This window comes from Planotetraspora thailandica (assembly GCF_016863335.1).
Classification (GTDB): Bacteria; Actinomycetota; Actinomycetes; order Streptosporangiales; family Streptosporangiaceae; genus Planotetraspora; species Planotetraspora thailandica.
In genome coordinates this window covers 423923-446225 of the sequence record NZ_BOOR01000007.1, presented here as the reverse complement: position 1 = coordinate 446225, position 22303 = coordinate 423923, and the positions used below count along the sequence as shown (strand labels likewise).

Annotated in this window: 19 protein-coding genes; 9 read left to right on the top strand and 10 right to left on the bottom strand. The window is 69.5% G+C overall.

Annotation, left to right across the window (positions count from 1 at the left end):
* Nucleotide 1: 1 nt before the first annotated feature.
* Nucleotides 2–1693, bottom strand: a complete 1692-nt coding sequence (locus Pth03_RS07005; protein WP_203943281.1) for an ABC transporter ATP-binding protein — start codon at nt 1691–1693, stop codon at nt 2–4.
* Between the two features lie 98 nt (nt 1694–1791).
* Between Pth03_RS07005 and Pth03_RS07000 the strand changes: the two genes are divergently transcribed.
* Both Pth03_RS07000 and Pth03_RS06995 read left to right on the top strand, forming a co-directional pair.
* Complete coding sequence (locus Pth03_RS07000) at nt 1792–2025, top strand: RNA polymerase subunit sigma-70 (protein WP_203943280.1); 234 nt, start codon at nt 1792–1794, stop codon at nt 2023–2025.
* Between the two features lie 3 nt (nt 2026–2028).
* Nucleotides 2029–2610 (top strand): Clp protease N-terminal domain-containing protein, encoded by a 582-nt coding sequence (locus Pth03_RS06995; RefSeq protein ID WP_203943279.1) that lies wholly within the window; start codon nt 2029–2031, stop codon nt 2608–2610.
* 55 nt (nt 2611–2665) lie between these two features.
* Here Pth03_RS06995 and Pth03_RS06990 read toward each other — a convergent pair whose 3' ends face one another.
* Genes Pth03_RS06990 through Pth03_RS06980 form a run of 3 tightly spaced genes read right to left on the bottom strand, consistent with a single transcriptional unit; the run spans nt 2666 to nt 6098 of the window.
* Nucleotides 2666–3406, bottom strand: a complete 741-nt coding sequence (locus Pth03_RS06990) for a succinate dehydrogenase/fumarate reductase iron-sulfur subunit (protein ID WP_203943325.1) — start codon at nt 3404–3406, stop codon at nt 2666–2668.
* Between the two features lie 32 nt (nt 3407–3438).
* Nucleotides 3439–5370: a fumarate reductase/succinate dehydrogenase flavoprotein subunit gene (locus Pth03_RS06985; protein WP_203943278.1), complete on the bottom strand. Its 1932-nt coding sequence runs from the start codon at nt 5368–5370 to the stop codon at nt 3439–3441.
* Entirely contained in the window at nt 5367–6098 is a 732-nt protein-coding gene (locus Pth03_RS06980) for a succinate dehydrogenase cytochrome b subunit (RefSeq protein ID WP_239118819.1), read from the bottom strand. The genes Pth03_RS06985 and Pth03_RS06980 overlap by 4 nt, the downstream gene beginning before the upstream one ends.
* Nucleotides 6099–6246: 148 nt before the next feature.
* On the opposite strand from Pth03_RS06980, the gene Pth03_RS06975 reads away from it, so the two are divergent.
* From Pth03_RS06975 to Pth03_RS06945, 7 genes are all read left to right on the top strand, one after another.
* Nucleotides 6247–7182 carry a LysR family transcriptional regulator gene (locus tag Pth03_RS06975; protein WP_203943276.1) on the top strand — a complete coding sequence of 312 codons (936 nt, stop codon included), beginning with the start codon at nt 6247–6249 and terminating at the stop codon, nt 7180–7182.
* Nucleotides 7183–7214: 32 nt separating this feature from the next.
* A complete protein-coding gene (locus tag Pth03_RS06970) occupies nt 7215–8396 on the top strand; it encodes a PP2C family protein-serine/threonine phosphatase (protein ID WP_239118818.1) in 1182 nt (393 codons plus the stop codon).
* Complete coding sequence (locus tag Pth03_RS06965) at nt 8393–9979, top strand: sensor histidine kinase (protein ID WP_203943275.1); 1587 nt, start codon at nt 8393–8395, stop codon at nt 9977–9979. Before Pth03_RS06970 ends, Pth03_RS06965 begins: the two co-directional genes overlap by 4 nt.
* A complete protein-coding gene (locus Pth03_RS06960; protein WP_203943274.1) occupies nt 9972–10409 on the top strand; it encodes a response regulator in 438 nt (145 codons plus the stop codon). Before Pth03_RS06965 ends, Pth03_RS06960 begins: the two co-directional genes overlap by 8 nt.
* A 102-nt stretch (nt 10410–10511) precedes the next feature.
* Nucleotides 10512–11312: a succinate dehydrogenase subunit SdhC gene (sdhC, locus tag Pth03_RS06955; protein ID WP_203943273.1), complete on the top strand. Its 801-nt coding sequence runs from the start codon at nt 10512–10514 to the stop codon at nt 11310–11312.
* 10 nt (nt 11313–11322) lie between these two features.
* Nucleotides 11323–13209, top strand: a complete 1887-nt coding sequence (locus tag Pth03_RS06950) for a fumarate reductase/succinate dehydrogenase flavoprotein subunit (protein WP_203943272.1) — start codon at nt 11323–11325, stop codon at nt 13207–13209.
* Complete coding sequence (locus Pth03_RS06945) at nt 13209–13961, top strand: succinate dehydrogenase/fumarate reductase iron-sulfur subunit (protein ID WP_203943271.1); 753 nt, start codon at nt 13209–13211, stop codon at nt 13959–13961. Before Pth03_RS06950 ends, Pth03_RS06945 begins: the two co-directional genes overlap by 1 nt.
* 77 nt (nt 13962–14038) lie before the next feature.
* On the opposite strand, the gene Pth03_RS06940 is transcribed toward Pth03_RS06945, so the two are convergent.
* From Pth03_RS06940 to Pth03_RS06915, 6 genes are all read right to left on the bottom strand, one after another.
* The gene (locus Pth03_RS06940; RefSeq protein ID WP_203943270.1) at nt 14039–14989 is read right to left on the bottom strand and encodes a hypothetical protein; all 951 of its coding nucleotides are present in this window, start codon (nt 14987–14989) and stop codon (nt 14039–14041) included.
* Nucleotides 14990–15119: 130 nt separating this feature from the next.
* Nucleotides 15120–15515, bottom strand: coding sequence for a (deoxy)nucleoside triphosphate pyrophosphohydrolase (locus Pth03_RS06935; RefSeq protein WP_203943269.1), 396 nt, complete (start codon nt 15513–15515; stop codon nt 15120–15122).
* 3 nt (nt 15516–15518) lie between these two features.
* Nucleotides 15519–16712: a bifunctional lytic transglycosylase/C40 family peptidase gene (locus tag Pth03_RS06930; protein ID WP_239118817.1), complete on the bottom strand. Its 1194-nt coding sequence runs from the start codon at nt 16710–16712 to the stop codon at nt 15519–15521.
* Nucleotides 16709–17350: a hypothetical protein gene (locus Pth03_RS06925; RefSeq protein WP_203943268.1), complete on the bottom strand. Its 642-nt coding sequence runs from the start codon at nt 17348–17350 to the stop codon at nt 16709–16711. The genes Pth03_RS06930 and Pth03_RS06925 overlap by 4 nt, the downstream gene beginning before the upstream one ends.
* Before the next feature lie 10 nt (nt 17351–17360).
* On the bottom strand, nt 17361–19751 hold the full coding sequence (locus Pth03_RS06920; RefSeq protein ID WP_203943267.1) for a type IV secretion system protein: 2391 nt from the start codon (nt 19749–19751) through the stop codon (nt 17361–17363).
* On the bottom strand, nt 19748–22228 hold the full coding sequence (locus Pth03_RS06915) for an ATP-binding protein (protein WP_203943266.1): 2481 nt from the start codon (nt 22226–22228) through the stop codon (nt 19748–19750). Before Pth03_RS06915 ends, Pth03_RS06920 begins: the two co-directional genes overlap by 4 nt.
* Nucleotides 22229–22303 lie beyond the last annotated feature (75 nt).

Genomic DNA, 22303 nt, shown 5'->3' with positions numbered 1-22303 from the left:
GTCAGCCCTCCCCTCTGATGACGGTGGACGCGTATCCGGGCTCGGCCCGGAGCAGCTCCCGGTGGCTTCCTTCGGCCCGGACCTTGCCGTCCTCGACGTACAACACGAGGTCGGCCCGATCGAGGACGAGCGGGCTGGTCGTGCAGACCAGCGTCGTGCGGCCCGCGCGCGCCTTGCCGAGCCGGTCGGCGATGCGCGCCTCCGTATGCGCGTCGACGGCGCTGGTCGGCTCGACCAGGACCAGGATCTCCGGGTCGGCGATCAGCGCGCGGGCCAGGCGCAGTCGTTGCCGCTGTCCGCCGGAGAACTCCCTGCCTGACTCGGCGACGCGGGCCTCCAGCCCGTCGGGAAGCGCCTCGACGACATCGTCGGCGCACGCCGCGTGCAGCGCCGCCGCCACGTCGTCGTCGGCGGCGTGGCCCCGAACGTCGAGCTCGTCGCGCAGGCGTCCGGTGAACAACATCGCGGCGTTGTCGGCGACCAGGATGTGCCGCCTGACCTCGGCGACCGGCAGCGTCTCCAAGGCGACGCCGCCGAGGGTCACCTCACCCGGCGCGTAGCGGCCCAGCCGGTCGGCGATCTCCGCGGCTTCCTCGGGCGTCGCCGTCACGAGCGCGGTCAGACGGCCCGGCCGTACGGCCACGCCTGATCGGCCGTCAAGCAGAACCCCGTTTCGCGGTGCCGTGCCCGTTCCTCCGGAGATCTCCGGCTCGAGCACGAGGATCCGGCAGATGCGGCGGGCCGCGACGTGACCCTTGGTCAGCCGGTCGGCGGCCTCCGTGAGCGTGCGCAACGGGCCGATCAGGAACATCGCGTAACCGTAGAACGCGACGAGCTGCCCGGGGGTGATCTGCCCCTCCATGGCGAAATGGGCGCCCAGCCACGTGACGCCGGCGATGAGCAGGCCGGGCAGGAGGATCTGCGCGCCCTCCAGGGCCGACTCGACCGAGGCCACCCGCACGCCCGCCTGCCGTACGCGCTGGGACTCCTCGCGGTAGCGCGCGGCGAAGACCGCCTCGCCGCCGATGCCGCGCAGCACCCGCAGGCCGGCGACGATGTCGGAGGCGCGGGTCGCGAGATCGCCCTGCAGGTCGCGTTGCGCGTGCTGGCGTTTGTGGAGCGGCCGGAGCAGGGGCGCGACGGCCGCCGCCATCACCGGCACACCGATCAGCACGATCAGCCCGAGCGGCAACGACGTGCTGAGAAGGATCACCGTCACCGTGACGATGGCGACGAACGCGCCCGTGCCCCTCAGCAGGATGTCCATCGAGTTGCCGATGTGGGCGATGTCGGAGTTGCCCACGCTCACCACCTCGCCGGTGGACAGGCGTTTGGGCAGCGTCGCACCCAGCCGGGTCGCCTGCCGGGTGGTGACCTGGACCGTGCGGTAGGCCGCGGACAACCAGGTGAACACGGCGTACCGGTGCCGCAGCACGCCCGCGGCCGCCTGGATGACGCCGAGCCCGAGCACGACGCCCGCCCATTCGGCCAGCCGGCCGGTGTCGTCGGCGGCCAGGGCGTCGATCGCCTTGCCGAGCGCCGCGGGCACGAACGCCTGCCCGAGCCACCACACGATGGCGAGCCCGATGCCGATCAGCATCATGCGGCCCTGGACACGCGCGGTCCACCACAGGTACCGGAAGGGCCCGCGGGCGTCTGGAGTGCCGGGATCGGCGACAGGCAAGGAAATCATGGCCATCCTAGGCTCGCAAGATCGCAGGTCATGGGGCAAATGATTTTCCTGCGTCAACCAAGGTTGACATCCTTGCGGTGTCAATTTAGGTTGACAGCATGAGCGATACGGCACGGCTGACCGACGACGCCGCCAGCCGCGATCCGGCCACAGGGCTGCGCGCCGTGCAGGCCCTGCGGGTGCTGGTGGAGCGGCTGGAAGCACTGCAGGTGGAGAACGCACGGGCCGCGGGCTGGTCCTGGCAGGACATCGCGACCCTGCTGGGAGTGACGCGGCAGGCGGTGCACAAGAAGTACGCGGGCGGACGGGGACTGTTGAGGCGGGAGAAATAGACGATGTTCGAACGATTCACCGACGAGGCCCGGCAGACGGTCAAACTGGCCATGGAGAACGCCCGGCGGCTGCGGCACGACCGCATCGGGACCGAGCACCTTCTCCTCGGCCTCCTGGAGCAGCCCGGCACCGTCTCCGCACGGCTCCTCAACGGGCACGGACTTGATCACGGCCGGGCGTCCGCCGCGATCGTGCAGGCCGTCGGCGCTCCTCCGGCCGGCGACCTTGACGCGGACGCTCTCGAGTCCATCGGCATCGACCTGTCGGCGGTCAGGGAGAAGATCGAGGCCGCCTTCGGGCCGGGCGCCCTCGACCGCAGTCCCAGCAGGGACCACAGGGGCATCCTGGTCAGCGGGCGCAGCATCCCGTTCGGCCCGCGCGCGAAGAAGGTCCTGGAACTGTCCCTGCGCGAGGCCCTCGCGCTCAAGAGCCGCGACATCCGCGACGGCCACATCCTGCTCGGCCTGATCCGCGAGGGCGAGGGCCTCGGCGCCAGAATCCTCGCCGACACCGGCGTCGACCTCGCGGCCCTGGGCACCGAGGTCCGCGCGGAGATCGGCGGCCCGCCCCGGCAGCGGCCGTAAGACAGGTGAACGCCGTGATGGATTCCCACGGGGGCGTCCATCACGGCGTTCTGGGTTACTTGCCCGCCGTCTTGAGGTAGTCGGCGTTCATGCGCGCGATGGCGTCCAGCGGGATGCCCTTGGGGCACACCGCGGTGCACTCGCCGGTGTTCGTGCAGCCGCCGAAGCCCTCGGCGTCCATCTGCTCGACCATGGCCTTGGCGCGCGAGGCCCGCTCGGGCTGGCCCTGCGGGAGCAGGCCCAGGTGGGTGATCTTGGCGGCGGTGAACAGCGAGGCCGAGCCGTTCGGGCAGGCCGCCACGCAGGCGCCGCAGCCGATGCAGGTGGCGGCGTCGAACGCCGCGTCCGCGTCGGCCTTGGGCACCGGCACGGCGTGGGCGTCGGGCGCCGACCCGGCGGGCACCGAGATGAAACCGCCGGCCTGGATGATCCGGTCGAAGGCCGACCGGTCGACCACGAGGTCCTTGACCACGGGGAACGGCGCGGCCCGCCACGGCTCGATCGTGATCGTGTCGCCGTCCCTGAAGTGGCGCATGTGGAGCTGGCACGTCGTGGTGGCGCGCTGCTCGCCGTGGGCGACGCCGTTGATGACCATGCCGCACATGCCGCAGATGCCCTCGCGACAGTCGTGGTCGAAGGCGACCGGGTCCGCGCCCTCCAGGGTCAGCCGCTCGTTGAGCACGTCGAGCATCTCCAGGAAGGACATGTCCGGCGAGACGTCGTCGACCTGGTAGGTCACCATCTGACCGCGGTCGGCCGCGCCGTTCTGCCGCCAGATCTTGAGGGTCAGGTTCATGCCCGCCTTCCCCGTGCTTGTGGCGCGCTCGCTCACTTGTAGCTCCGCTGGGTCATCTTCACGTATTCGTACTCGAGCTGTTCCTTGTGCAGGATCGGGCCGTCCTCGCCCCACTCCCACGCGGCCACGTAGGCGAAATGCTCGTCGTCGCGCAGCGCCTCGCCGTCCTCGTCCTGTGACTCGGCCCGGAAGTGGCCGCCGCACGACTCGGTGCGGTGCAGGGCGTCGAGGCACATGAGTTCGGCCAGGTCGAAGAAGTCGGCCACGCGGCCGGCCCGCTCCAGCGCCTGGTTGAGGCCCTCGCCGTCACCGGGCACCTTGACGTTGTTCCAGAACTCCTCACGGAGCTCGGGGATGCGCTCCAGCGCCTTGCGCAGGGAGGCGTCCGTGCGCTCCATGCCGCAGTAGTCCCACATGAGCCGGCCGAGCTCGCGGTGGAAGGAGTCGGCCGTGCGGGTGCCGTCGACGGCCAGCAGCTTCTCGATCTTGCTCGTGACGGCCGCCTGAGCCGCCTCGACGTCGGCCTGGTCCACGTCTCCGAAGCCCTTGGAGCCCGCCAGGTAGTCGCCGATCGTCGTGGGCAGCACGAAGTAGCCGTCCGCGAGGCCCTGCATCAGCGCGGACGCGCCGAGGCGGTTGGCCCCGTGGTCGGAGAAGTTGGCCTCCCCGATCACGAACAGCCCGGGGATGGTGGACTGGAGGTCGTAGTCGACCCACAGCCCGCCCATCGTGTAGTGGACGGCCGGGTAGATGCGCATCGGCGTCTCGTACGGGTTCTCCCCGGTGATGCGCTCGTACATCTCGAAGAGGTTGCCGTACTTCGCCTCGACCGCGTCGCGGCCGAGGCGGCCGATCGCGTCGGCGAAGTCGAGGTAGACGCCGAGCCCGCCGGGGCCGACGCCGCGACCCTCGTCGCAGACGTTCTTGGCGGCGCGGCTGGCGATGTCCCGAGGAACCAGGTTGCCGAAAGCCGGATAAATCCGCTCAAGGTAGTAATCGCGCTCGTCTTCGGGGATGTCGGCCGGCGTGCGGTCGTCACCCTTCTTGAGCGGCACCCACACGCGGCCGTCGTTGCGCAGCGACTCCGACATCAGCGTCAGCTTCGACTGGTACTCGCCGCTGACCGGGATGCACGTCGGGTGGATCTGCGTGTAGCAGGGGTTGGCGAACATCGCGCCCTTGCGGTGCGCCCGCCAGATCGCCGAGGTGTTGCAGCCCTTGGCGTTGGTGGACAGGAAGAACACGTTGCCGTAGCCGCCGGTGGCCAGCACGACGGCGTCGGCCAGATGGGTCTCGATCTCGCCGGTGGCCAGATCACGGATCACGACGCCGCGCGCCCGGCCGCCGCTGACGATCAGCTCCAGCATCTCGTGGCGGGTGTGCATCTCCACGGTCCCGGCCGCGATCTGCCGCTCCAGCGCCTGGTAGGCCCCGAGCAGCAGCTGCTGGCCCGTCTGGCCCCTGGCGTAGAAGGTGCGGGACACCTGCGCGCCGCCGAACGACCGGGTGTCGAGCAGCCCGCCGTACTCGCGGGCGAACGGCACACCCTGCGCCACTGCCTGGTCGATGATGTTCACGCTGACCTGCGCGAGCCGGTAGACGTTCGACTCGCGGGCGCGGAAGTCGCCGCCCTTCACCGTGTCGTAGAACAGCCGGTAGACGCTGTCCCCGTCACCGCGGTAGTTCTTGGCCGCGTTGATGCCGCCCTGCGCGGCGATCGAGTGCGCGCGGCGCGGCGAGTCCTGGTAGCAGAACGACTTGACCTTGTAGCCCAGCTCGCCGAGGGTCGCCGCGGCCGAACCGCCCGCCAGGCCGGTGCCGACCACGATCACGGTCATTTTGCGCTTGTTGGCCGGGTTGACCAGCTTGGCCTGGAACCTGCGCGTGTCCCAGCGTTCCTCGATGGGTCCCGACGGCGCCTTGGTGTCCTGGATCGGCTCACCGACCGTCCACGAGAGCGTCATTTCACCACTCCGATCATCACGGTGACGGGTACGGCGACGAATCCGGCCACGAGCACGACGGACACCACGGTGGAGGCCGCCTTGAGCGCGCGGTAACGATGGGCCAGGCCGAGCGTCTGGAGCGCGCTCCACAGGCCGTGCCGCAGATGAAGGCCGACCATCACCAGGGCGACCAGGTAGAACACCGTGACCCACCAGCGACCGGGCGCGAAGTCGGCCACCACCCGGTCGTACGGCGTAGCCGATCCGCCCTCGGGGTTGACGACCCCGAAGGTGAGGTCGAGCAGGTGCCAGATCACGAAGAGAAGGACGATCACGCCGCCGTACCGCATGGTCCGGGTGGCATATCCGCCGGCCTGAGGCTTCACCCGGGCCGCGTACTTGACGGGGCGCGCCTTGGCCGCGCGCCGCGCGAGCGAGACCGCCGACCACATGTGCAGCACCACGGCGAGCGTGAGCACGATCTCGACGATGGTCAGCAGCGTGCGGTGCGGGAGCGCGGGCTCGCCCACGGTGCGCAGCCACTCCGCGTAGTGATTGAACGAGTCGGCGCCGAGGAAGACCTTCAGGTTCCCCAGCATGTGGCCGACCAGGAACAGCACGAGAACGGCGCCCGTGACGGCCATGACCGCCTTCTTGCCGTTCGAGGATCCGTAGAAGCCGTGTGGCCGCCGACCGGCCGGACGATCCGGCCGGTGGTCCACTTTGTGGTCAAGAGTGGCTGTCACGACTCCTGACGCTAGGTTCGCCGCCATTGGGGCGTCCAAGTCATCGCAGGTCTGGTTTCGATAGCCTGCGACTATCCGCTCAGCCCGTACGGCTCCCGACCGTGACAGCGCCGGCCTGAGTGCGAGGAATCTCACACGAAGGTGACGCATGCAGTTCCAACAGCTCGCCTACTTCGTCGCGGTGGCCGAGACCCGGCACTTCACCCACGCCGCCGAGCGCACGCGAGTCGCCCAGCCATCCCTGAGCAAGCAGATCAAGGCCCTCGAGACCGAACTCGGCGCCCCGCTGTTCAGCCGGGCGCGGGGCAACGTGACCCTCACACCGGCCGGGGAGGCGCTGCTCCCCCTCGCCCGCCGCATGCTGGCCGACGCGGACACCGCCCGCCGCGAGATCGCGGAACTGGCCGGCCTCCGGCGCGGAAGGGTACGGCTCGGCGCCACGCCCTCGCTGTGCGCGGGACTGCTGGCCGACGTGCTGGCCCGCTTCCACGGGGAGTATCCGGGCATCGAGCTCCAGGTGGAGGAGGGCGGCTCCCGCGACCTCGTGCGCGACCTCGCCCGGGGCCAACTCGACCTGGCTCTGATCATCCTGCCGCTGCAGAGCAGCGACCCCTCTCTGGTCACCGAGGAGATCCTGCGGGAGGACCTCGTGGTCGCCTCGGCCTCCAAGCCGGGGCGCCGGCCGTACATGCGGATCGACGATCTGCGCGGACGCCCCCTGGTGATGTTCCGGCGGGGCTACGACCTGCGCGAGGCGACGCTGACCGCGTGCAGGCAGGCCGGGTTCGAGCCGCGGTTCGCCGTCGAGGGCGGCGAGATGGACGCCGTCCTGCGATTCGTCGAGGCCGGGCTCGGGATCGCCGTGGTGCCGTCGATGGTCCTGGACAACCGGCCGAGGCTGGTCGGCACGCCGATCGTCCCCGGGCTGCGCCGTACCGTCGCGCTCGCCCGCCGCAAGGACGTCGAGCCGACGCGGGCCGCGCACGCCTTCCGCGGGGTGCTGCTGTCGTACCTGGTGGAGGCCGCCGGTCACGGGACTCTTCCCCAGGGAATCGAGTCTCTGGCCGACCAAGAGCCCATATAGTGGCCCTACACCGACGGTAGATTTTCCCGACCGTGTTCCCCGCGCTCCGAGAGGCGTTCGTGATCACGTCGTCGCCCGACCTGCCAGACCCTTTGACGCTCCTGCTGATCGAGGACGACACGGCCGACGCCTTCCTCGTCGAGGAGTTGCTGGCGGACGCCGAGAGGCCACCGAAGATCACCTGGGCGCGAACCCTGGCCGAGGGCCGCGATCGGCTGACCGACGACGTGCAGTGCGTGCTGGTCGACCTGTCCCTGCCGGACGCGACGGGGCTCGAGGCCCTGCAGCAGGTGCTGGCGATGGCCCCCGACACGGCCGTGCTGGTGCTCACCGGCCTTGCCGACGCCCATGTGGGGATCGAGGCCGTCGCGGCCGGAGCCGAGGACTTCCTGGTCAAGCAGGACGTGGACGGCCGGCTCCTGTCGCGGGCCATCCGCTACGCCATCGAACGCAAACGCGCCGACGTCGCCATGCGCGAACTGGTGGAAGAACGCATCGTCGGCCAGGAGAACGCCCGCCTGGAGCGCGGCCTGCTTCCCGTGCCGCTGCTCGAGGCGGCCTCGCTCCACCACCAGACGCGCTACCTGCCCGGCCGGGTGCGCGGCCTGCTGGCGGGCGACTTCTGGGACACCGTGCAGACCGCCGACGGGTCGGTGCACGTGCTGATCGGGGACGTCTGCGGCCACGGACCGGACGAGGCGGCGCTCGGCACGGCCCTGCGCATCGGCTGGCGGACCCTCGTGCTGGCCGGCCACACCGGCGCCGACGTGCTGGCCACGCTCGACGCGCTGCTGCGCAACGAACGCAAGTCACCCGAGATCTTCACCACCCTGTGCACCGCCACCATCGACCCCGGCCTGAGCCGCGCGCGCCTGCACGTGGTGGGGCATCCGTCACCCCTGGTGATCCGCGACGGCTCAGTCGACGTCGTCACCGAGATGCCCTCGGGGCCGCCTCTCGGCATCTTCGACGACGTCGAATGGGCCCCGATCGACCTGGAACTCGGCGACGACTGGTCGCTGCTGCTCTACACCGACGGCCTGATCGAGGCCGCCGTTGGCGCCGAGCACGACCTGCTCGGCACCGAGGGGCTGGCCGACCTCGTGCGCGAACAGGGCGGGGTCGACCTCGACCGGATCATCGCGGAGGTCGGCGACGCCCTGAGCGACGACGTCGCCGCCGTCCTGGTCTCCCGGAAACCGGAATCGCCATGAAGCGGCCTGAACCCCTCCCCCCGCTCGCCGACCCCGCCGTACGCGGGACGCTGCCCCTCGCCCGCTGGTTCGTCCTGGCCGGTACGGCTTCCGCCTTCGTCTTCGTGCTCGGGGTCACCGCCATCCTGATCACGCTCGGCCAGACGCAGGACGCCAGGAAGTCGCTGGTCGACGTCATCGACCCCTCGGCTCTGCACACCCTGGAGATCTCCACGGCGCTCCAGGCGCAGGAGGACGCCATCCGGGGCTACGGCCTGACCGCGAACGCCGAATACCTCCAGGACTACAAGCGGGCCGTCATCGACGAGAAGAGGGCGACCTCCGCCATCACCTGGTCGATCCCCCGGCTCCCCGACTCCTCCTCCGTGCGGGCCGAGCTCAACCGGCTGAGCGTGGCGGCAGCCGAGTGGCGCAGGGACTACGCGCAGAAGATCGCCGACGCGGTGCCCAAGGTCGGCACCCAGGCGCTCAACCGCGATCTGGCCAAGGTCAACGTCGATCGTTTCAGCCGGATCAGGGCGGCGCTGAGCTCTCAGCAGGCCGAGCTCAACCGGCTGCACGACCTCGGCAAGGCCAAGCTGGACGACGGCTGGCGCACGATCTACGTCTCGATCTGGGCGCTCGTGGGCGCCGTGGTGGTCGCGGTGATCGGCTGCGGGATCATCGTGCGCCAGGTCGTGGTCCGCCCCGTGGGACGGCTGGCCGAGCAGGTCAGGACGGTGGCCGCCGGCGACTTCGACCACGAGCTCGGCGTCGACAGGCCCGCCGAGCTGCGCGAGTTGTCGGGACACGTGGACGGCATGCGCCGCCGCATCGTCACGGAGTGGCGCACGGCCGTGGAGGCGCGCCAGGCGCTCGCCGACCAGACGCGGGAACTCCAGCGTTCCAACGGCGAGCTGGAGCAGTTCGCCTATGTGGCCAGCCACGACCTGCAGGAACCCCTGCGCAAGGTCGCGAGCTTCAGCCAGTTGCTCGAACAGCGGTACGGCGACCAGCTCGACGACCGCGCCAAGCAGTACATCGCCTTCTCCGTCGACGGCGCCAAGCGCATGCAGCTGCTGATCAACGACCTGCTCGACTTCTCCCGGGTCGGCCGGGTGGGCGGCGAGCTGCACCCCGCGCCGTCGGGAGACGCCCTGGCCGCGGCCCTGCGCAACCTGGACGCCCTGCTCGGCGACGCCGACGCCGCCGTCACCCACGATGACCTGCCCGAGGTGCTGGGCAACATCCCGCTGCTGACCCAGCTCTTCCAGAACCTGGTCGGCAACGCGGTGAAGTTCCGCTCCGCCGACCCGCCCCGCGTTCACATCGGCGTACGGCGGGACGGTGACATGTGGGAGTTCAGCTGCGCGGACAACGGGATCGGCGTCGACCCCCGGTACGCCGACCGCATTTTCCTGATTTTTCAGCGTTTGCATCCGCGCGACGTCTACCCGGGGACCGGCATCGGCCTGGCGCTGTGCCGCAAGATCGTTGAATATCACGGCGGCCGGATCTGGCTGGACTCCGGCGACGGGCCCAGCGAGTCGCATGGCGCCACGTTCCGCTGGACGCTGCCGCCCGTGGGAGACCCCGATGCCTGATTTCCGCCCGATCGAGGTGCTCCTGGTCGAGGACGACCCGGGGGACGTGCTCCTCACCAAGGAGGCCTTCACCTACAACAAGGTCGGCAACCGGCTCCACGTGGTGCACGACGGGGAGCAGGCGCTGGCGTTCCTCCGGGGCGAGGGACCCTACGACGACGTGCCCAGGCCCGACCTGATCCTGCTCGACCTCAACCTGCCGCGGATCGACGGCTTCGAGGTGCTCCAGGAGATCAAGAACGATCCCACGCTGCGAGCCATCCCGGTGGTGATCCTTACCACATCGGAAGCGGAGCAGGATATCCTCAAGGGTTACAACCTGCACGCCAACGCGTACGTAACGAAACCGGTTGATTTCAACCAGTTCATCCGGGTAGTGCGACAGATCGACGATTTCTTCGTGACCGTGGTCAAACTGCCGGGGAAGTGACGGGAATCACAGACGGTTGGGAGTGACGCTCCTCACACTTTGGGATGCGGCCGTCGTAATGTTTCCCCCACCATACGCGTGCCAGAGGGTGGAAAGTCTCTGATGACCCAGACAACGGCCGAGAGCCCCATAAGGAAGCAACGCGCGCAACTCAATGTGCGCACGCTACGCACAGACAGGTGGTGGCTGACTCCGGCGCTGACCTTCGCCGGGCTCATGTCGTTCCTGATCTATGGAATTTGGGCGATCCTCGACAAGAGCTACTTCGCCGAGCCGTACATCGCACCCTTCTCGTCGCCCTGCCTGGCGACCTCGTGCCCCGAAGGAGCACGCTTCCTGGGCCTCGCGCCGTTCGGGGACTGGTACACCCTGCCGCCCGGCCTGTTGATCCTCGGCCTGCCGGGTGGGTTCCGGCTGACCTGTTACTACTACCGCAAGTCCTACTACCGGTCGTTCTGGCTGTCGCCGCCGGCCTGCGCCGTCTCCGAGCCTCACACGAAGTACTCGGGTGAGACCAGGCTCCCGCTGATCATCCAGAACGTCCACCGCTACTTCTTCTACCTCGCGGTGGTCATCGGCGCGATCCTCGCCTACGACGCGGTCCTCGCGTTCCGCGACGAGCACGGCAACTGGGGCCACGTGGGCCTCGGCACGCTCATCCTGCTGGCCAACGCCGTTCTGATCTTCTGCTACACCCTCGGCTGCCACTCCTGCCGCCACATCACCGCCGGCCGCCTGAACCACTTCTCGAAGCATCCGCTGCGGTACAAGGCGTGGACCTTCGTCTCGAAGCTCAATGCCAGGCACCAGCAGTTCGCCTGGGCCTCGATGTACTCGGTCATGATCGCCGACCTGTACGTGCGGCTGGTCGCCAAGGGCGTCATCAACTTCCCGTTCGCTTAAGGATCTCAACGTGGAGCGTCACGAATACGACGTCGTCGTCATCGGAGCCGGCGGAGCAGGCCTGCGCGCGGCGATCGAGGCGCGGCAGCAGGGCAAGCGGACCGCCATCATCTGCAAGTCGCTGTTCGGCAAGGCCCACACGGTCATGGCCGAGGGCGGCGCCGCCGCCGCAATGGGGAACGTCAACCCCGACGACAACTGGATGGTGCACTTCCGCGACACCATGCGGGGCGGCAAGTTCCTCAACAACTGGCGCATGGCCGAACTGCACGCCAAGGAGGCCCCGGACCGGGTCTGGGAGCTCGAGGAGTGGGGCGCGCTCTTCGACCGCACCAAGGACGGCAAGATCAGCCAGCGGAACTTCGGCGGCCACGAGTACCCCCGCCTCGCCCACGTGGGCGACCGTACCGGCCTGGAGCTGATCCGCACGCTCCAGCAGCGCGTCGTCGCACTTCAGCAGCAGGACGAGCGTGAGCACGGCGACCCCGAGGCGTTCATCAAGGTGTTCGCCGAGTGCACGGTCACCAGGCTGCTTAAGGACGGCGACAAGATCGCGGGGGCCTTCGGCTACTGGCGCGAGACGGGAGACTTCATCGTCTTCGACGCGCCCGCCGTCGTGCTCGCCACCGGCGGCATCGGCAAGTCGTACGTCGTCACCTCGAACTCCTGGGAGTACACGGGTGACGGGCACGCGCTGGCCCTGCTCGCCGGCGCCAAGCTGATCAACATGGAGTTCATCCAGTTCCACCCGACAGGCATGGTCTGGCCTCCGTCGGTGCGGGGCATCCTCGTCACCGAGTCGGTCCGCGGTGACGGCGGCGTGCTGCGCAACTCCGAGGGCCGCCGGTTCATGTTCGACTACGTGCCGGACGTGTTCAAGGACAAATACGCGACGACCGAGGAGGAGGGCGACCGCTGGTACACCGACCAGGCCAACAACCGCCGTCCTCCGGAGCTGCTGCCGCGTGACGAGGTGGCCAGGGCCATCAACGCCGAGGTCAAGGCGGGCCGTGGATCGCCGCAGGGCGGCGTCTTCCTGGACGTGTCGAGCCGGCTTCCCGCCGCCGAGATCGTCAAGCGCCTGCCGTCCATGCACCACCAGTTCAAGGAACTGGCGGACGTGGACATCACCCAGGAGCCCATGCAGGTCGGCCCGACCTGCCACTACGTCATGGGCGGCGTGGAGGTCGAGGCGGACACCGGCGCCGCGTCCGTGCCGGGCCTGTTCGCCGCGGGCGAGGTCTCCGGCGGCATGCACGGATCCAACCGCCTCGGCGGCAACTCCCTGTCCGACCTGCTGGTCTTCGGCCGGCGGGCGGGCCTGGGCGCGTCCGCGTACGTCGACGGCCTGGCCGCACGTCCTGTGCCGGCGGGCGTCGAGGAGGCCGAGGCGGAGGCGATCGCCCCGCTGCAGCGCACCGGCGGAGAGAACCCCTACGAGGTCCACCACGAACTCCAGCGCACGATGAACGACCTGGTCGGCATCATCCGCAAGTCCGAGGAGATCTCCGAGGCGCTCCAGGTCGTCGAGAAGCTCAAGGAGCGGTCGAAGAACACCGCCTCGGCCGGCAGCCGGATCTACAACCCCGGCTGGCACCTGGCCATCGACCTGCGGAACATGCTGCTCGTCAGCGAATGCGTGGCCCGGGCCGCGCTGCTGCGCGAGGAGAGCCGCGGCGGGCACACCCGCGACGACTTCCCCGGCATGTCGCCCGAATGGCGGCGAAAGCTCCTGGTCTGCTCCGCCGGTCCGGACGCCTCCGGGGTTACGGTCGAAGAGAGGGTCCAGCCTTCCATGCGCGGGGATCTGATCACGTTGTTCGACCGGGCCGAGTTGGAGAAGTACCTCACCGAGGACGAGCTGGCGGACTACGACGCCGCGGTCAAGGAGTCGTGATGGGTTACAAGGCGAAGTTCCGCGTCTGGCGAGGCGAGGGCGGCGAGGGCAAGCTGGAGGACTTCACCGTCGAGGTGAACGAGGGCGAGGTCGTCCTCGACGTCATCCACAGGCTGCAGGCCACCCAGGCTCCCGACCTGGCGGTCCGGTGGAACTGCAAGGCCGGCAAGTGCGGCTCGTGCTCGATGGAGATCAACGGCAGGCCCCGCCTGGGTTGCATGACCCGGATGTCCACGTTCGACGAGAGCGAGACCATCACGGTCACGCCAATGCGGACATTCCCGGTGATCAAGGATCTCGTCTGCGACGTCTCGTTCAACTACCAGAAGGCGCGGGAGATCCCGTCGTTCACCCCGCCGAAGGACGTCAAGCCCGGCGAGTACCGCATGCAGCAGATCGACGTCGAGCGGTCCCAGGAGTTCCGCAAGTGCATCGAGTGCTTCATGTGCAACAACGTGTGCCATGTGATCCGCGACCATGACGAGAACAAGCCGGCCTTCGCGGGCCCGCGTTTCCTCATGCGGATCGCCGAGCTGGACATGCACCCCTACGACGAACTCGACCGCAGGGAGTCGGCGCAGGAGGACCACGGCCTCGGCTACTGCAACATCACCAAGTGCTGCACCGAGGTGTGTCCCGAGCACATCAAGATCACTGACAACGCGCTGATCCCGATGAAGGAGCGTGTGGTCGACCGGAAGTACGACCCGCTGGTCTGGCTCGGATCCAAGATTTTCAAGCGGAGCAACTGACGCGAACGGAAACGCCGGCCGGGTTCACCCGGCCGGCGTTTCCGTTTGTCTGAGCTTCTCTGCTTCTTCCTGCGTCCCTAGCTCTTGGCGCTGTCAGCGTCCTTGGCGGCGCTTTCGGCGCTCTTGGCGGCGCTTCCGGCAACGCTGTCGGCGCTCTTAGCGGAACGGCGCCACAGTCTCCAGCGGGACGGCCGCTCGGCCGCCGACTGGCCTGCGGGCGCGGCCGGCGCCTCCAGCACGGCAACCGCCTGCTTCGCGTCCGCCTGCTGAGGAGCCTCCTGGGAAGACGGGTACGGCATGGCATACATGACCGTCTGCGGCTGCCCGTCGGCCGAGTAGCTCTGCACCGGCACGTAGACCACCTGCGGGTAGACCGCGGGCGTCGGCGTTCCCGCCTGCCCCCGCGCCGACCGTGGCCCCGCCTTGCGCACGGCCGCCGCGTGCGCCATGCGGCGGAGCCTGCCCTCGAAGACGAGCCAGGTCATCAGGGCCAGCAACACCAGACCGGCCGCCAGGATCGAGAGCTTCCTGCTCATCGTGGCCTGGTCGAACTCAGGGGTCGCGTTGCGGATCTCGATCGGCACCGACTCCGGCGTGGGCTCCTCGAACGTGACCGCGGCTGTCGGTGTGGGAGTCGGCGTCGGCGTCGGCACAGCGGGCGCCAGCGACACAGCCGGTGCCGGCGGCGGAGGTGCCGACACCTGGACCGTCGTCGTCGGGAAAGCCGCCAGCCCCGGCGCCTGCGCGATGGCCGTCTGGGTGACCGTCGGCGCCGTGTGCGTCTTGGTGACCGTGACGGTGGCCACCGGACGCTGCGGCTTCGCCGGCGCGGTCCTGGTGATGGTTTTCGTGGGACCCGGCGCCGTGGCCGTGGCGGTCGTCGTATGCGTGATGGTCGTCGTGATCGTGACCGTGACCTCCGAGGGACTCGGCCCCGTGCCGGGATCAGTCGGCTCGTCGGCTGTCACGCCGAACACCGGGCCTGCCGCGACCAGGCCGATGGCCACGATCCCAAGAGATACGGCCACGGAAGTCGCGGCCCTCAGGTGTGTGCGCCTTACCACCACTCGCCCTTCGACCGAATCCATTTAGACAATGGATCAGTCTAGTTTGGGGAAAACGACGGCAAAACCTCTGAACGGCCAACATTTGTCGTCGCTAGCCTCTGCCGCCCCACACGATCTTCTCGACCGCGGCGACGACAGGGAGGTCGGCGGCGAGCCAGGCGACCTCGTAGAGCTCGTGCCGTCCCAGCCAGCGCAGTGCGAGGTGTTCGTGCGGGTGCGGCGCTCCCCGCCCGATGCCCGCGATCCAGACGTGCATCATGAAGCCGTTCGGCAGCGGCCACTCCCCGGGCACCCGCTCCCCCAGGACGACCTCGACGCCCAGTTCTTCCAGGCATTCACGCACCAGGGCGTCGGGCTCGGTCTCCCCCGGGTCCACCTTGCCCCCGGGCAGCTCCCACCCGCCCCTCAGCGCCTCGGGCTCGGCCCGCTGAGCGGCCAGCAGCCGTCCGTCCGCGACGATCGCGGCCCCCACGACGATCGGTTCCATCGGTCAGGTCAGCGCCTTCTTGAGCTGCTGCAGCACATCGGCATTCTGCAGGGGCCGGGTGAACCCGACGATGTTGGGGCGGTCGTTGTAGGTCGTGACCTTGATGGGCCCGCACCGCGTGCAACGTGCCTCGATCATCTTGCCTTTCGACACGACCATGCCGACGTGGCCCGGATGGTTCGGCCCGGTGTTCGGGCCCGAGTCGAAGAACACCAGGTCGCCTGGCTTCTCATTGCCCGCCCGCACGTGCACTCCGAAGGGCCACTGGCCGAAGGTCGTGCGCGGGATCGACAGGCCTGCGTTCCGGTACGCCATGTAGATGATGCCCGAGCAGTCGAACCCGTCCGGCCCCGTCCCACCCCAGATGTACGGCTTGCCGCGCTGGGCCAGCGCGTACTCGAGGATCTTCTGCACGACCTCGCTGGACACGCTGTCGACGTAGCCTTCGTCGCACGCCGGGTCGGCCTCGGGCGGCACGCCGATCTCACCGTTGGTCGCGTAACCTTTGGCGATCTCCAGGACCTGGTCGACGTACCACGTCGCCCGGTTGTAGACGAAGATCGCACCCCGCAGGTCGTCGGGCGCCCCGTTGCGCTTGAGCATCTTGGCCGCGCCCAGGATGGCGTCCGCCGGGTCGTAGACGTCGCCGAACCCGTCGCCGTCCCCGTCCGAGGCGTACCCGTTGAACTTGGAGTTGATCTTTATCTTGGCCTTGCCGCCCCACGTGCTGATCAGGAACTGCATCGGCCCGGCCGCGCCCGCGTAGTTGGTGCCGCTCTGCACGCCGGGCAGTTTGGACCTGCCGTGGTCGGTCTCCCGCTTGCCGATGGCCGCCAGGACGTTCCACTGCACGCCGATCTCCTGGCCGAACTTCTTGTAGAGCTGCAGGTAGTCGGGCGGGATGTCCGACTGGGCCGTCTGCGAAACGTCCGGGGCGGTGGCCGCCGACGCGCAGTCTGCGCCGAAACCGCTGCCGAGGAAGATCGACGGTGCGGGCGTCATCACGATGATCGACCCGAACAACGTGAGCGGGACGATGAGAACGAGGGCGGCGGCGAGCCACCGCCATGAGCGGCCGCCCCGGGCCACCCGCAACGCCCGCAGGCCGAGCCCCACGCTCGGAGGGAGCAGACCGCGGGCGACCAACCCGCGCCTGGCCAGATTCCGTAACACCGACCCCGTGCGCCGCGGCGTCATGAGGAGGTGTCCCCGTCTTGGCCCGCGTTCGCGAACTCCAGGTCGTAGACCCGCCAATCCGTGCCGACTTTGACCACCGTGACGGCGTACTCCTCGTTCTGTTCCTTCTGCCCCGCCTTCGAGGCCACCTCGCAGACCGAGTCGACGACGAACACCACCGTGCTCGCCCTCATGTCGCGGATCGAGACGATCTGCGCCGATCCCTTGGAGACCATCCGGTCCCTCTGGTTGTCGTCGACCAGCCCCGGGTCGGTCATGGCCCTGGTGAGTTGGGCGCCGAACTCGTCGGTGGAGAAGCCCTTCAACCGGTCGGCGAAGGCCGCCGGATCCTCGTCGTACCGGAAGGTCCCGTACGACGCGGTGAACCGCCTGGCCAGGTCGGCCGCGGCGCCGATCTCGCCCTTCGACAACGGCAGATAGCGGTAGACGTCGAACGCTCCGGGCGTGACCGCCACCTGGCTCGGCGCCGGGTCGGCGGTCTGGCTCTGCGCCACGGTAGGCGGCGCCGTCGCCACCGCCTCGGTCCGGCCGCCGCCGGACGTCGGGCTCATGGTCAGGTAGACGCCGACGGCGGCGAGCACCACCACGGCGCCCACGAAGGCGAATGCCTTCCGGCGGTCGGTTCCCTGCGTCGTCATCGGTCCTGCGTCACGTGTCCTTGGAATCGCTGCGGGAGGAGCGCGCCCAGAAGGGCGCGGACGCGTCGCCGTCTCCTCGCCTGCTCTCGTCTCGGCGCGGCAGCCAGAGGGGAGGCGCGTCCGACGACCTGCCGGACGACGCACGCCGGTCGCTGGAGCGCCGGTCGCCGTCACGGCGGTCCCGGTCGCGCCGCTCGTTGTAGCGCCGTTCACTGTCACGGCGGTCGTTTTCCCGCCGCTCGCTGTAACGGCGCTCCTCCGCACGGCGGTCGCTCTCGCGCCGTTCGGTGTACCGGCGTTCGTCGTCGCGCGACGGGCGGTAGCCGCCTCCCGAGGATCCTCCGGATGAGCCGCCGCCTGAGAAACGACCGCCTAAGAAGCCACGGGAACCGCTGGGGGCGCTGGGCGTCGACGGCCGGGAGGCCCAGCCGCCGGAGCCACCGCTGAACCAGCCGCCGCTACGCCCCCCACCGCTCCTGGCACCGCTACCGGTGCCACTGCCGACGGGGGTCCCGCCCCGGCTGCCGCCACCTCCGCCCCGGTTCTCGCCGCCGCCGCTCGAGGGCGCGTCCCTCGGGATCGGCACCGGCGCGGCACCGGCGCGAGGCGCGGGCGCCGACCCGTCCCGGGCCGGTGCCCTGCCGCCGGTGAGGTTGAGCGGCGGTGCCGAGCCGGTGCGCGGCGCGGTCCCGCCCGCCTTCCTCCGTGCGGCGGTCTGGGCGTCGTTCTCCAACTGCGGCGGGGCTTCGCCGGCTCGGGCTCCTGCCTGCCCCGCGGCGGCCGCGCCCTCCTCGGCGCGCACCCGGCCTTGGGCGACGCCGGCCGCGGCCGTCCCGGCCTTGGCTGCCGGCTCGGCGGCCTCCTCCAGCGATTCGGCCCCGCGCCGGGCCCACCGCGCGGCCCGTACGGCAGGCCGCTGCAGGGCTCGGGTGGTGCCCCCCAGCGTGTCCGCGGTCGCGGCGCTTCCGAGCATCCGCGTCGTGAGCGTGCTGCCGCTCATGGACGCGAAGAGATGCTCGAACGGTTTCCGGTAGAAGAACACCGCGATCGTCAACAGGGCCATGAACAGGATCTGCATGCCCCAGGGCAGGTTGGTCGAAATGATCAACGCGTAGCCGTACACCAGGATGCTGAGCACGAGCGCCAGCACGGCCTGGCGCAGCAACGTCCCGACGAGCATCTCGACCCAGCGCATGGCGATGATGCGCCCCGAGCCGGGATGCACGCCGATCAGCAGGAACACCGGGCCGAGCATCAGCAACAGCAGGAAGCCCACCTTGAGGACCAGCAGCGTCACCGCCACCAGGAAGATGAGCAGGCCCGCGACGACCGCCGCGAGGAAGGCGCCGATGGCGATGCCCAGGCGGCCGGTCCAGTCCTTGCCCTGCAGCAGGAAGAACTGGGGCGAGTTCTGCAGCGGCTTGGCGATCTGTTCCTCGAACTCCCGCTGGTGGGAGTCGCTGCTCGGCATCTGTTTGGCGGCCTGCTCGCTCGCGTCGATCGCCTGAATGTCGAGCAGCTTGGCGCCGAAGGCCTTGACCACCGGAGCGTTGGGGTCGGCGGTGCCGAACTCGCCCATCAGCCAGGGCTTGCAGACGAGCGTGGACCACAGGGCGTCGGCGTTCTGGTCGACCGACTCCGTGCCGGTCTGACCGTACCCGGGGGCCGGGGCCTGGGTGTTCGTACCGCCCTTGGGCGGCAGGCAGGTCGCTCCGCCCGCGCCGGGCAGCCCCGCGAACGCCGAGTTGACGACCTCGCCCGTCTTGTCGGTCACGGTCTTGCCGAGCGCGGTGAAGTCGCCGGGGCGGCTGAAGAACCACACGGCCGCGACGACCGCGATGACCATCCAGATGATGCCCTCGCTGGTGGTGGTCGCCCGCTTGCGGATCAGGCCGTACCACATGAGCCAGATGGCGCCGAGGATGATGATCGGCCGCAGATACGGCCAGTACATCGCGTCGGCCAGGTTCGTGATGATGTTGTCGGCGACCGTCTTGATCGGCTGAAGCGGTCCTTCGGTGGCGGCCGCCTGGTAGGTGCTGATCGTGAGACGGTCGACGGCCTTGGCCGCGGAGAAGATCGCGTTGGCCCAGGTGTTGCCCATCATGGCCGTCACGTCGGAACAGCCGAGGTCGTAGGTGTGCCAGAACTGGCCGGACGTGCCGTACCGGTCGTAGTTGGTCAGCGGCTCCTTCGGTGCGGCCGCGGACGTTCCGCTGTCGTCGGGGGGCGGCGGCTCGACCAGGCCGTCCACACCTCCGCCGACGAGCTCGGGCGCCATCTGGGGCGAGAAGTCACACGGCCCCGCCGCGCTCGCCGTGTCCGGGGAGAACAGCAGCGGCAGCGACAGGAACGCCACCACGAAGGCGGCCACCACCAGGACGATCTTGCGCAATCTCACGACCGAACCTCCTGCGTGACCCCCGACCGATCAGCGTCCCCGCTGAGACGATCATGCATGTTCTCGCTTGGTTTGTCGTGTGTCGGATTGGTATCAAGCCAGCGCAGCAATTCCTCGGAGATGAGGTCCACGCCGATCCGGCCCGCCCTGCCGTCCAGGTCACGGAAGACGCACTCGCCGTTGCCCAGCGAACGCAGCACGGCCTTGTGCTCCTCCGACGGGTCCACGCCGAGCAACTCCAGCACGCTCCCCACCTCCACACGCTCGGTGGAGCGGAACGCGAAGACGGAGGAAAGGCAGTTCGTGACCTGCTCGTTGAGCAGGTCGCCCGCGTTCTGCGACACCAGCACGAGAGCCGTGTTGCGCGAGCGGCCCATCCGGGAGACCTCCGGCACCAGCTTGGCCCCCTCCGGCGTGGACGTGATCGCCCACGCCTCGTCGAGGAAGATCGCCTTCGGCGTGCGCCGGTCGAGCCCGTTCATCAGCCGACGGGCGAACTGGGACACCAGATAGAGCAGCGCCACCGACAGCCGCTGTTCGTAGGAGTAGTCGTCGCGGGTGGTCGTGACGTCGGGCAGCGTGAGCCCGCCCAGCGTGAAGACCGTGGTCCAGCCCTCGGGGTCGATCTGGTCGCCGCCGGACTTGTCGAAGCACAACCGGGCCAGATGCATCTCCGACATCGAGCGCAGCACCGCCCCGAGGTTCTTGGACGCGGCGTCCTCCGAACGCTCCAGGTGGTCGACGACCTTGCCGAGCGACGGGTCAGGCTCGTTGGAGACCGCGGCCACCGCCTGGATCATCGCCGACTCCCGCTCCTCCGACATGCGCGGAAGCAGCAGCCGCAACGTCTCGGTCGCCATCGTCTTCCTGGCCGCGATGTCGTCTCCGAAGGAGAACGGGTCGAGCAACCCCGGCGCGGCCGACCCCAGCGGGATGGTCCGCGCCTTACGGCCCCGTCGCTGCAACAACTGCACGAGAGACTCGGCGTCGCCCTTCGGGTCGATGACGGCGATGGTCACGCCGCGCAACGCCATCTGGTACATGAGCAACAGCGCCAAGGTCGTCTTGCCGCCGCCGGGCTCACCCGTGATCGCGATGGCCGTCGGGCGGTTCCTCGCCGCCGCCACCAGCGGGTCGAAGTGCACGATGCTGCGGGCCCGCCCCAGGGTCTCCCCCACGTACGGCCCGATCCAGCCGGCGTTCGACTCGTCCACCCGGTCGCCGAGCTCCACGGTCGCCGTCGCCATGCCGCCCGCGATCGTGCGCAGGGGCTGCCGCTGGGCGTACGCGTTGACCCGGAGCCGCTCACCCGGCAGCGCCTCGCAGAACAGCGAGAACTGGTCGCCGGTCGAGTTGACGACGTCGATTCCGAGGTCGCGGTAGTGCTCCACGACCGCCTCGACCCGCTGCACGCAGATCTCCTCGGTCGGCGCGCTGACGCTCAGCCGGTGCCAGCCGTACACGAAGGGCAGGCGCTCCTTGGTGATGCCGTGCTCCAGCATCCGCGCGGCGTCGATCTGCTCCGCCAGCGCGAGCGGCGCCTCCGCCCCCGCCTCACGGATGTGGATGTCCATGTCGCGGGCGTGCGCGAGCTTGCGCGCCACGTCCTTGCTCGCCCGCACCGGCGGAATCAGCCGCATCCGGCTGGACAACTCCACAGGGAACGGCAACTGGTCGGCGAAGTGCAGCCACGGCTCCCCGTCGGGGAAGGCCATCAGGTCGGGGAAACGGGCGAACGACAGATGCGCCGTATAGGAGTCGCCCGCAGGCTGCTCGATGCGGAGCAACGACCTGCCGTTGTGGATCTGCCCCTCCACCAGGGCCTCGATCTCGCCCTTGCCCCACTTGCGGCGCGGCGACGCCGACGGCGGCGGCTCACCCAGGGCGCCGGAAGCCGCGTGCTGGAACAACCAGGCGATCTCCGTGGAGGTGGCGTGCCGGGCCAACAGGGCGCTGGAGGAAAGCGCGCGGCCGAGCCGCTCGGCCTGGCCGGTCCACCGCTCGATCTCACGATCGGTGACGTGGTCGTCCTCGATGCCGAGAGCCCGCTCGCTTCGCTGGTAGAAACCGAAAATCTGCGCCAGCACTCCGGCGCCGAGCTGCGCCCCTCTCGGGCCCAGCCGTACGCCCAGGTAGACCTCTTTGCTCCAGAAGTCCTTCGCCCACACATGGCGGTACATCTCTTCGAGGTAGTCGCGCCAGCCGGGGCCCTCGTCGGAGGTGGAGTTGAGCGCCATCGCCCACTCGGCCGCCGGGTAGGCCCGGTGCGCGACACGCAGATGCACCTCCGCGTCGGGCATCCTGATCGCGGCCAGCGCGATCGTGATGTTGGTGGCGAGCGCCTCCCGCTCTTCAGGAGTGAGGAACTCGTAGCTCACCGTGGGCAGGCGGTAGTACGCCCACGCCGCCCCCTCGGTGAGCAGGATGCGGTCGTCGAAATACCGCACCGCGAGGCGGCTCCGCGCCCCCCTGCTCATTGGTCGCTCACCAACTTCCTCGCTCGCAGGACCGATGACCCCATATGCGCCGCTCGCTCGTCGGGTTCGCTCCCG

Excerpts from the sequence above, each read along its gene's own strand:
- Pth03_RS07005 (WP_203943281.1), bottom strand. The coding sequence starts at position 1,693 with ATGATTTCCTTGCCTGTCGCCGATCCCGGCACTCCAGACGCCCGCGGG.
- Pth03_RS07000 (WP_203943280.1), top strand. The coding sequence starts at position 1,792 with ATGAGCGATACGGCACGGCTGACCGACGACGCCGCCAGCCGCGATCCG.
- Pth03_RS06995 (WP_203943279.1), top strand. The coding sequence starts at position 2,029 with ATGTTCGAACGATTCACCGACGAGGCCCGGCAGACGGTCAAACTGGCC.
- Pth03_RS06990 (WP_203943325.1), bottom strand. The coding sequence starts at position 3,406 with ATGAACCTGACCCTCAAGATCTGGCGGCAGAACGGCGCGGCCGACCGC.
- Pth03_RS06985 (WP_203943278.1), bottom strand. The coding sequence starts at position 5,370 with ATGACGCTCTCGTGGACGGTCGGTGAGCCGATCCAGGACACCAAGGCG.
- Pth03_RS06975 (WP_203943276.1), top strand. The coding sequence starts at position 6,247 with ATGCAGTTCCAACAGCTCGCCTACTTCGTCGCGGTGGCCGAGACCCGG.
- Pth03_RS06965 (WP_203943275.1), top strand. The coding sequence starts at position 8,393 with ATGAAGCGGCCTGAACCCCTCCCCCCGCTCGCCGACCCCGCCGTACGC.
- Pth03_RS06960 (WP_203943274.1), top strand. The coding sequence starts at position 9,972 with ATGCCTGATTTCCGCCCGATCGAGGTGCTCCTGGTCGAGGACGACCCG.
- sdhC (WP_203943273.1), top strand. The coding sequence starts at position 10,512 with ATGACCCAGACAACGGCCGAGAGCCCCATAAGGAAGCAACGCGCGCAA.
- Pth03_RS06945 (WP_203943271.1), top strand. The coding sequence starts at position 13,209 with ATGGGTTACAAGGCGAAGTTCCGCGTCTGGCGAGGCGAGGGCGGCGAG.
- Pth03_RS06935 (WP_203943269.1), bottom strand. The coding sequence starts at position 15,515 with ATGGAACCGATCGTCGTGGGGGCCGCGATCGTCGCGGACGGACGGCTG.
- Pth03_RS06930 (WP_239118817.1), bottom strand. The coding sequence starts at position 16,712 with ATGACGCCGCGGCGCACGGGGTCGGTGTTACGGAATCTGGCCAGGCGC.
- Pth03_RS06925 (WP_203943268.1), bottom strand. The coding sequence starts at position 17,350 with ATGACGACGCAGGGAACCGACCGCCGGAAGGCATTCGCCTTCGTGGGC.
- Pth03_RS06915 (WP_203943266.1), bottom strand. The coding sequence starts at position 22,228 with ATGAGCAGGGGGGCGCGGAGCCGCCTCGCGGTGCGGTATTTCGACGAC.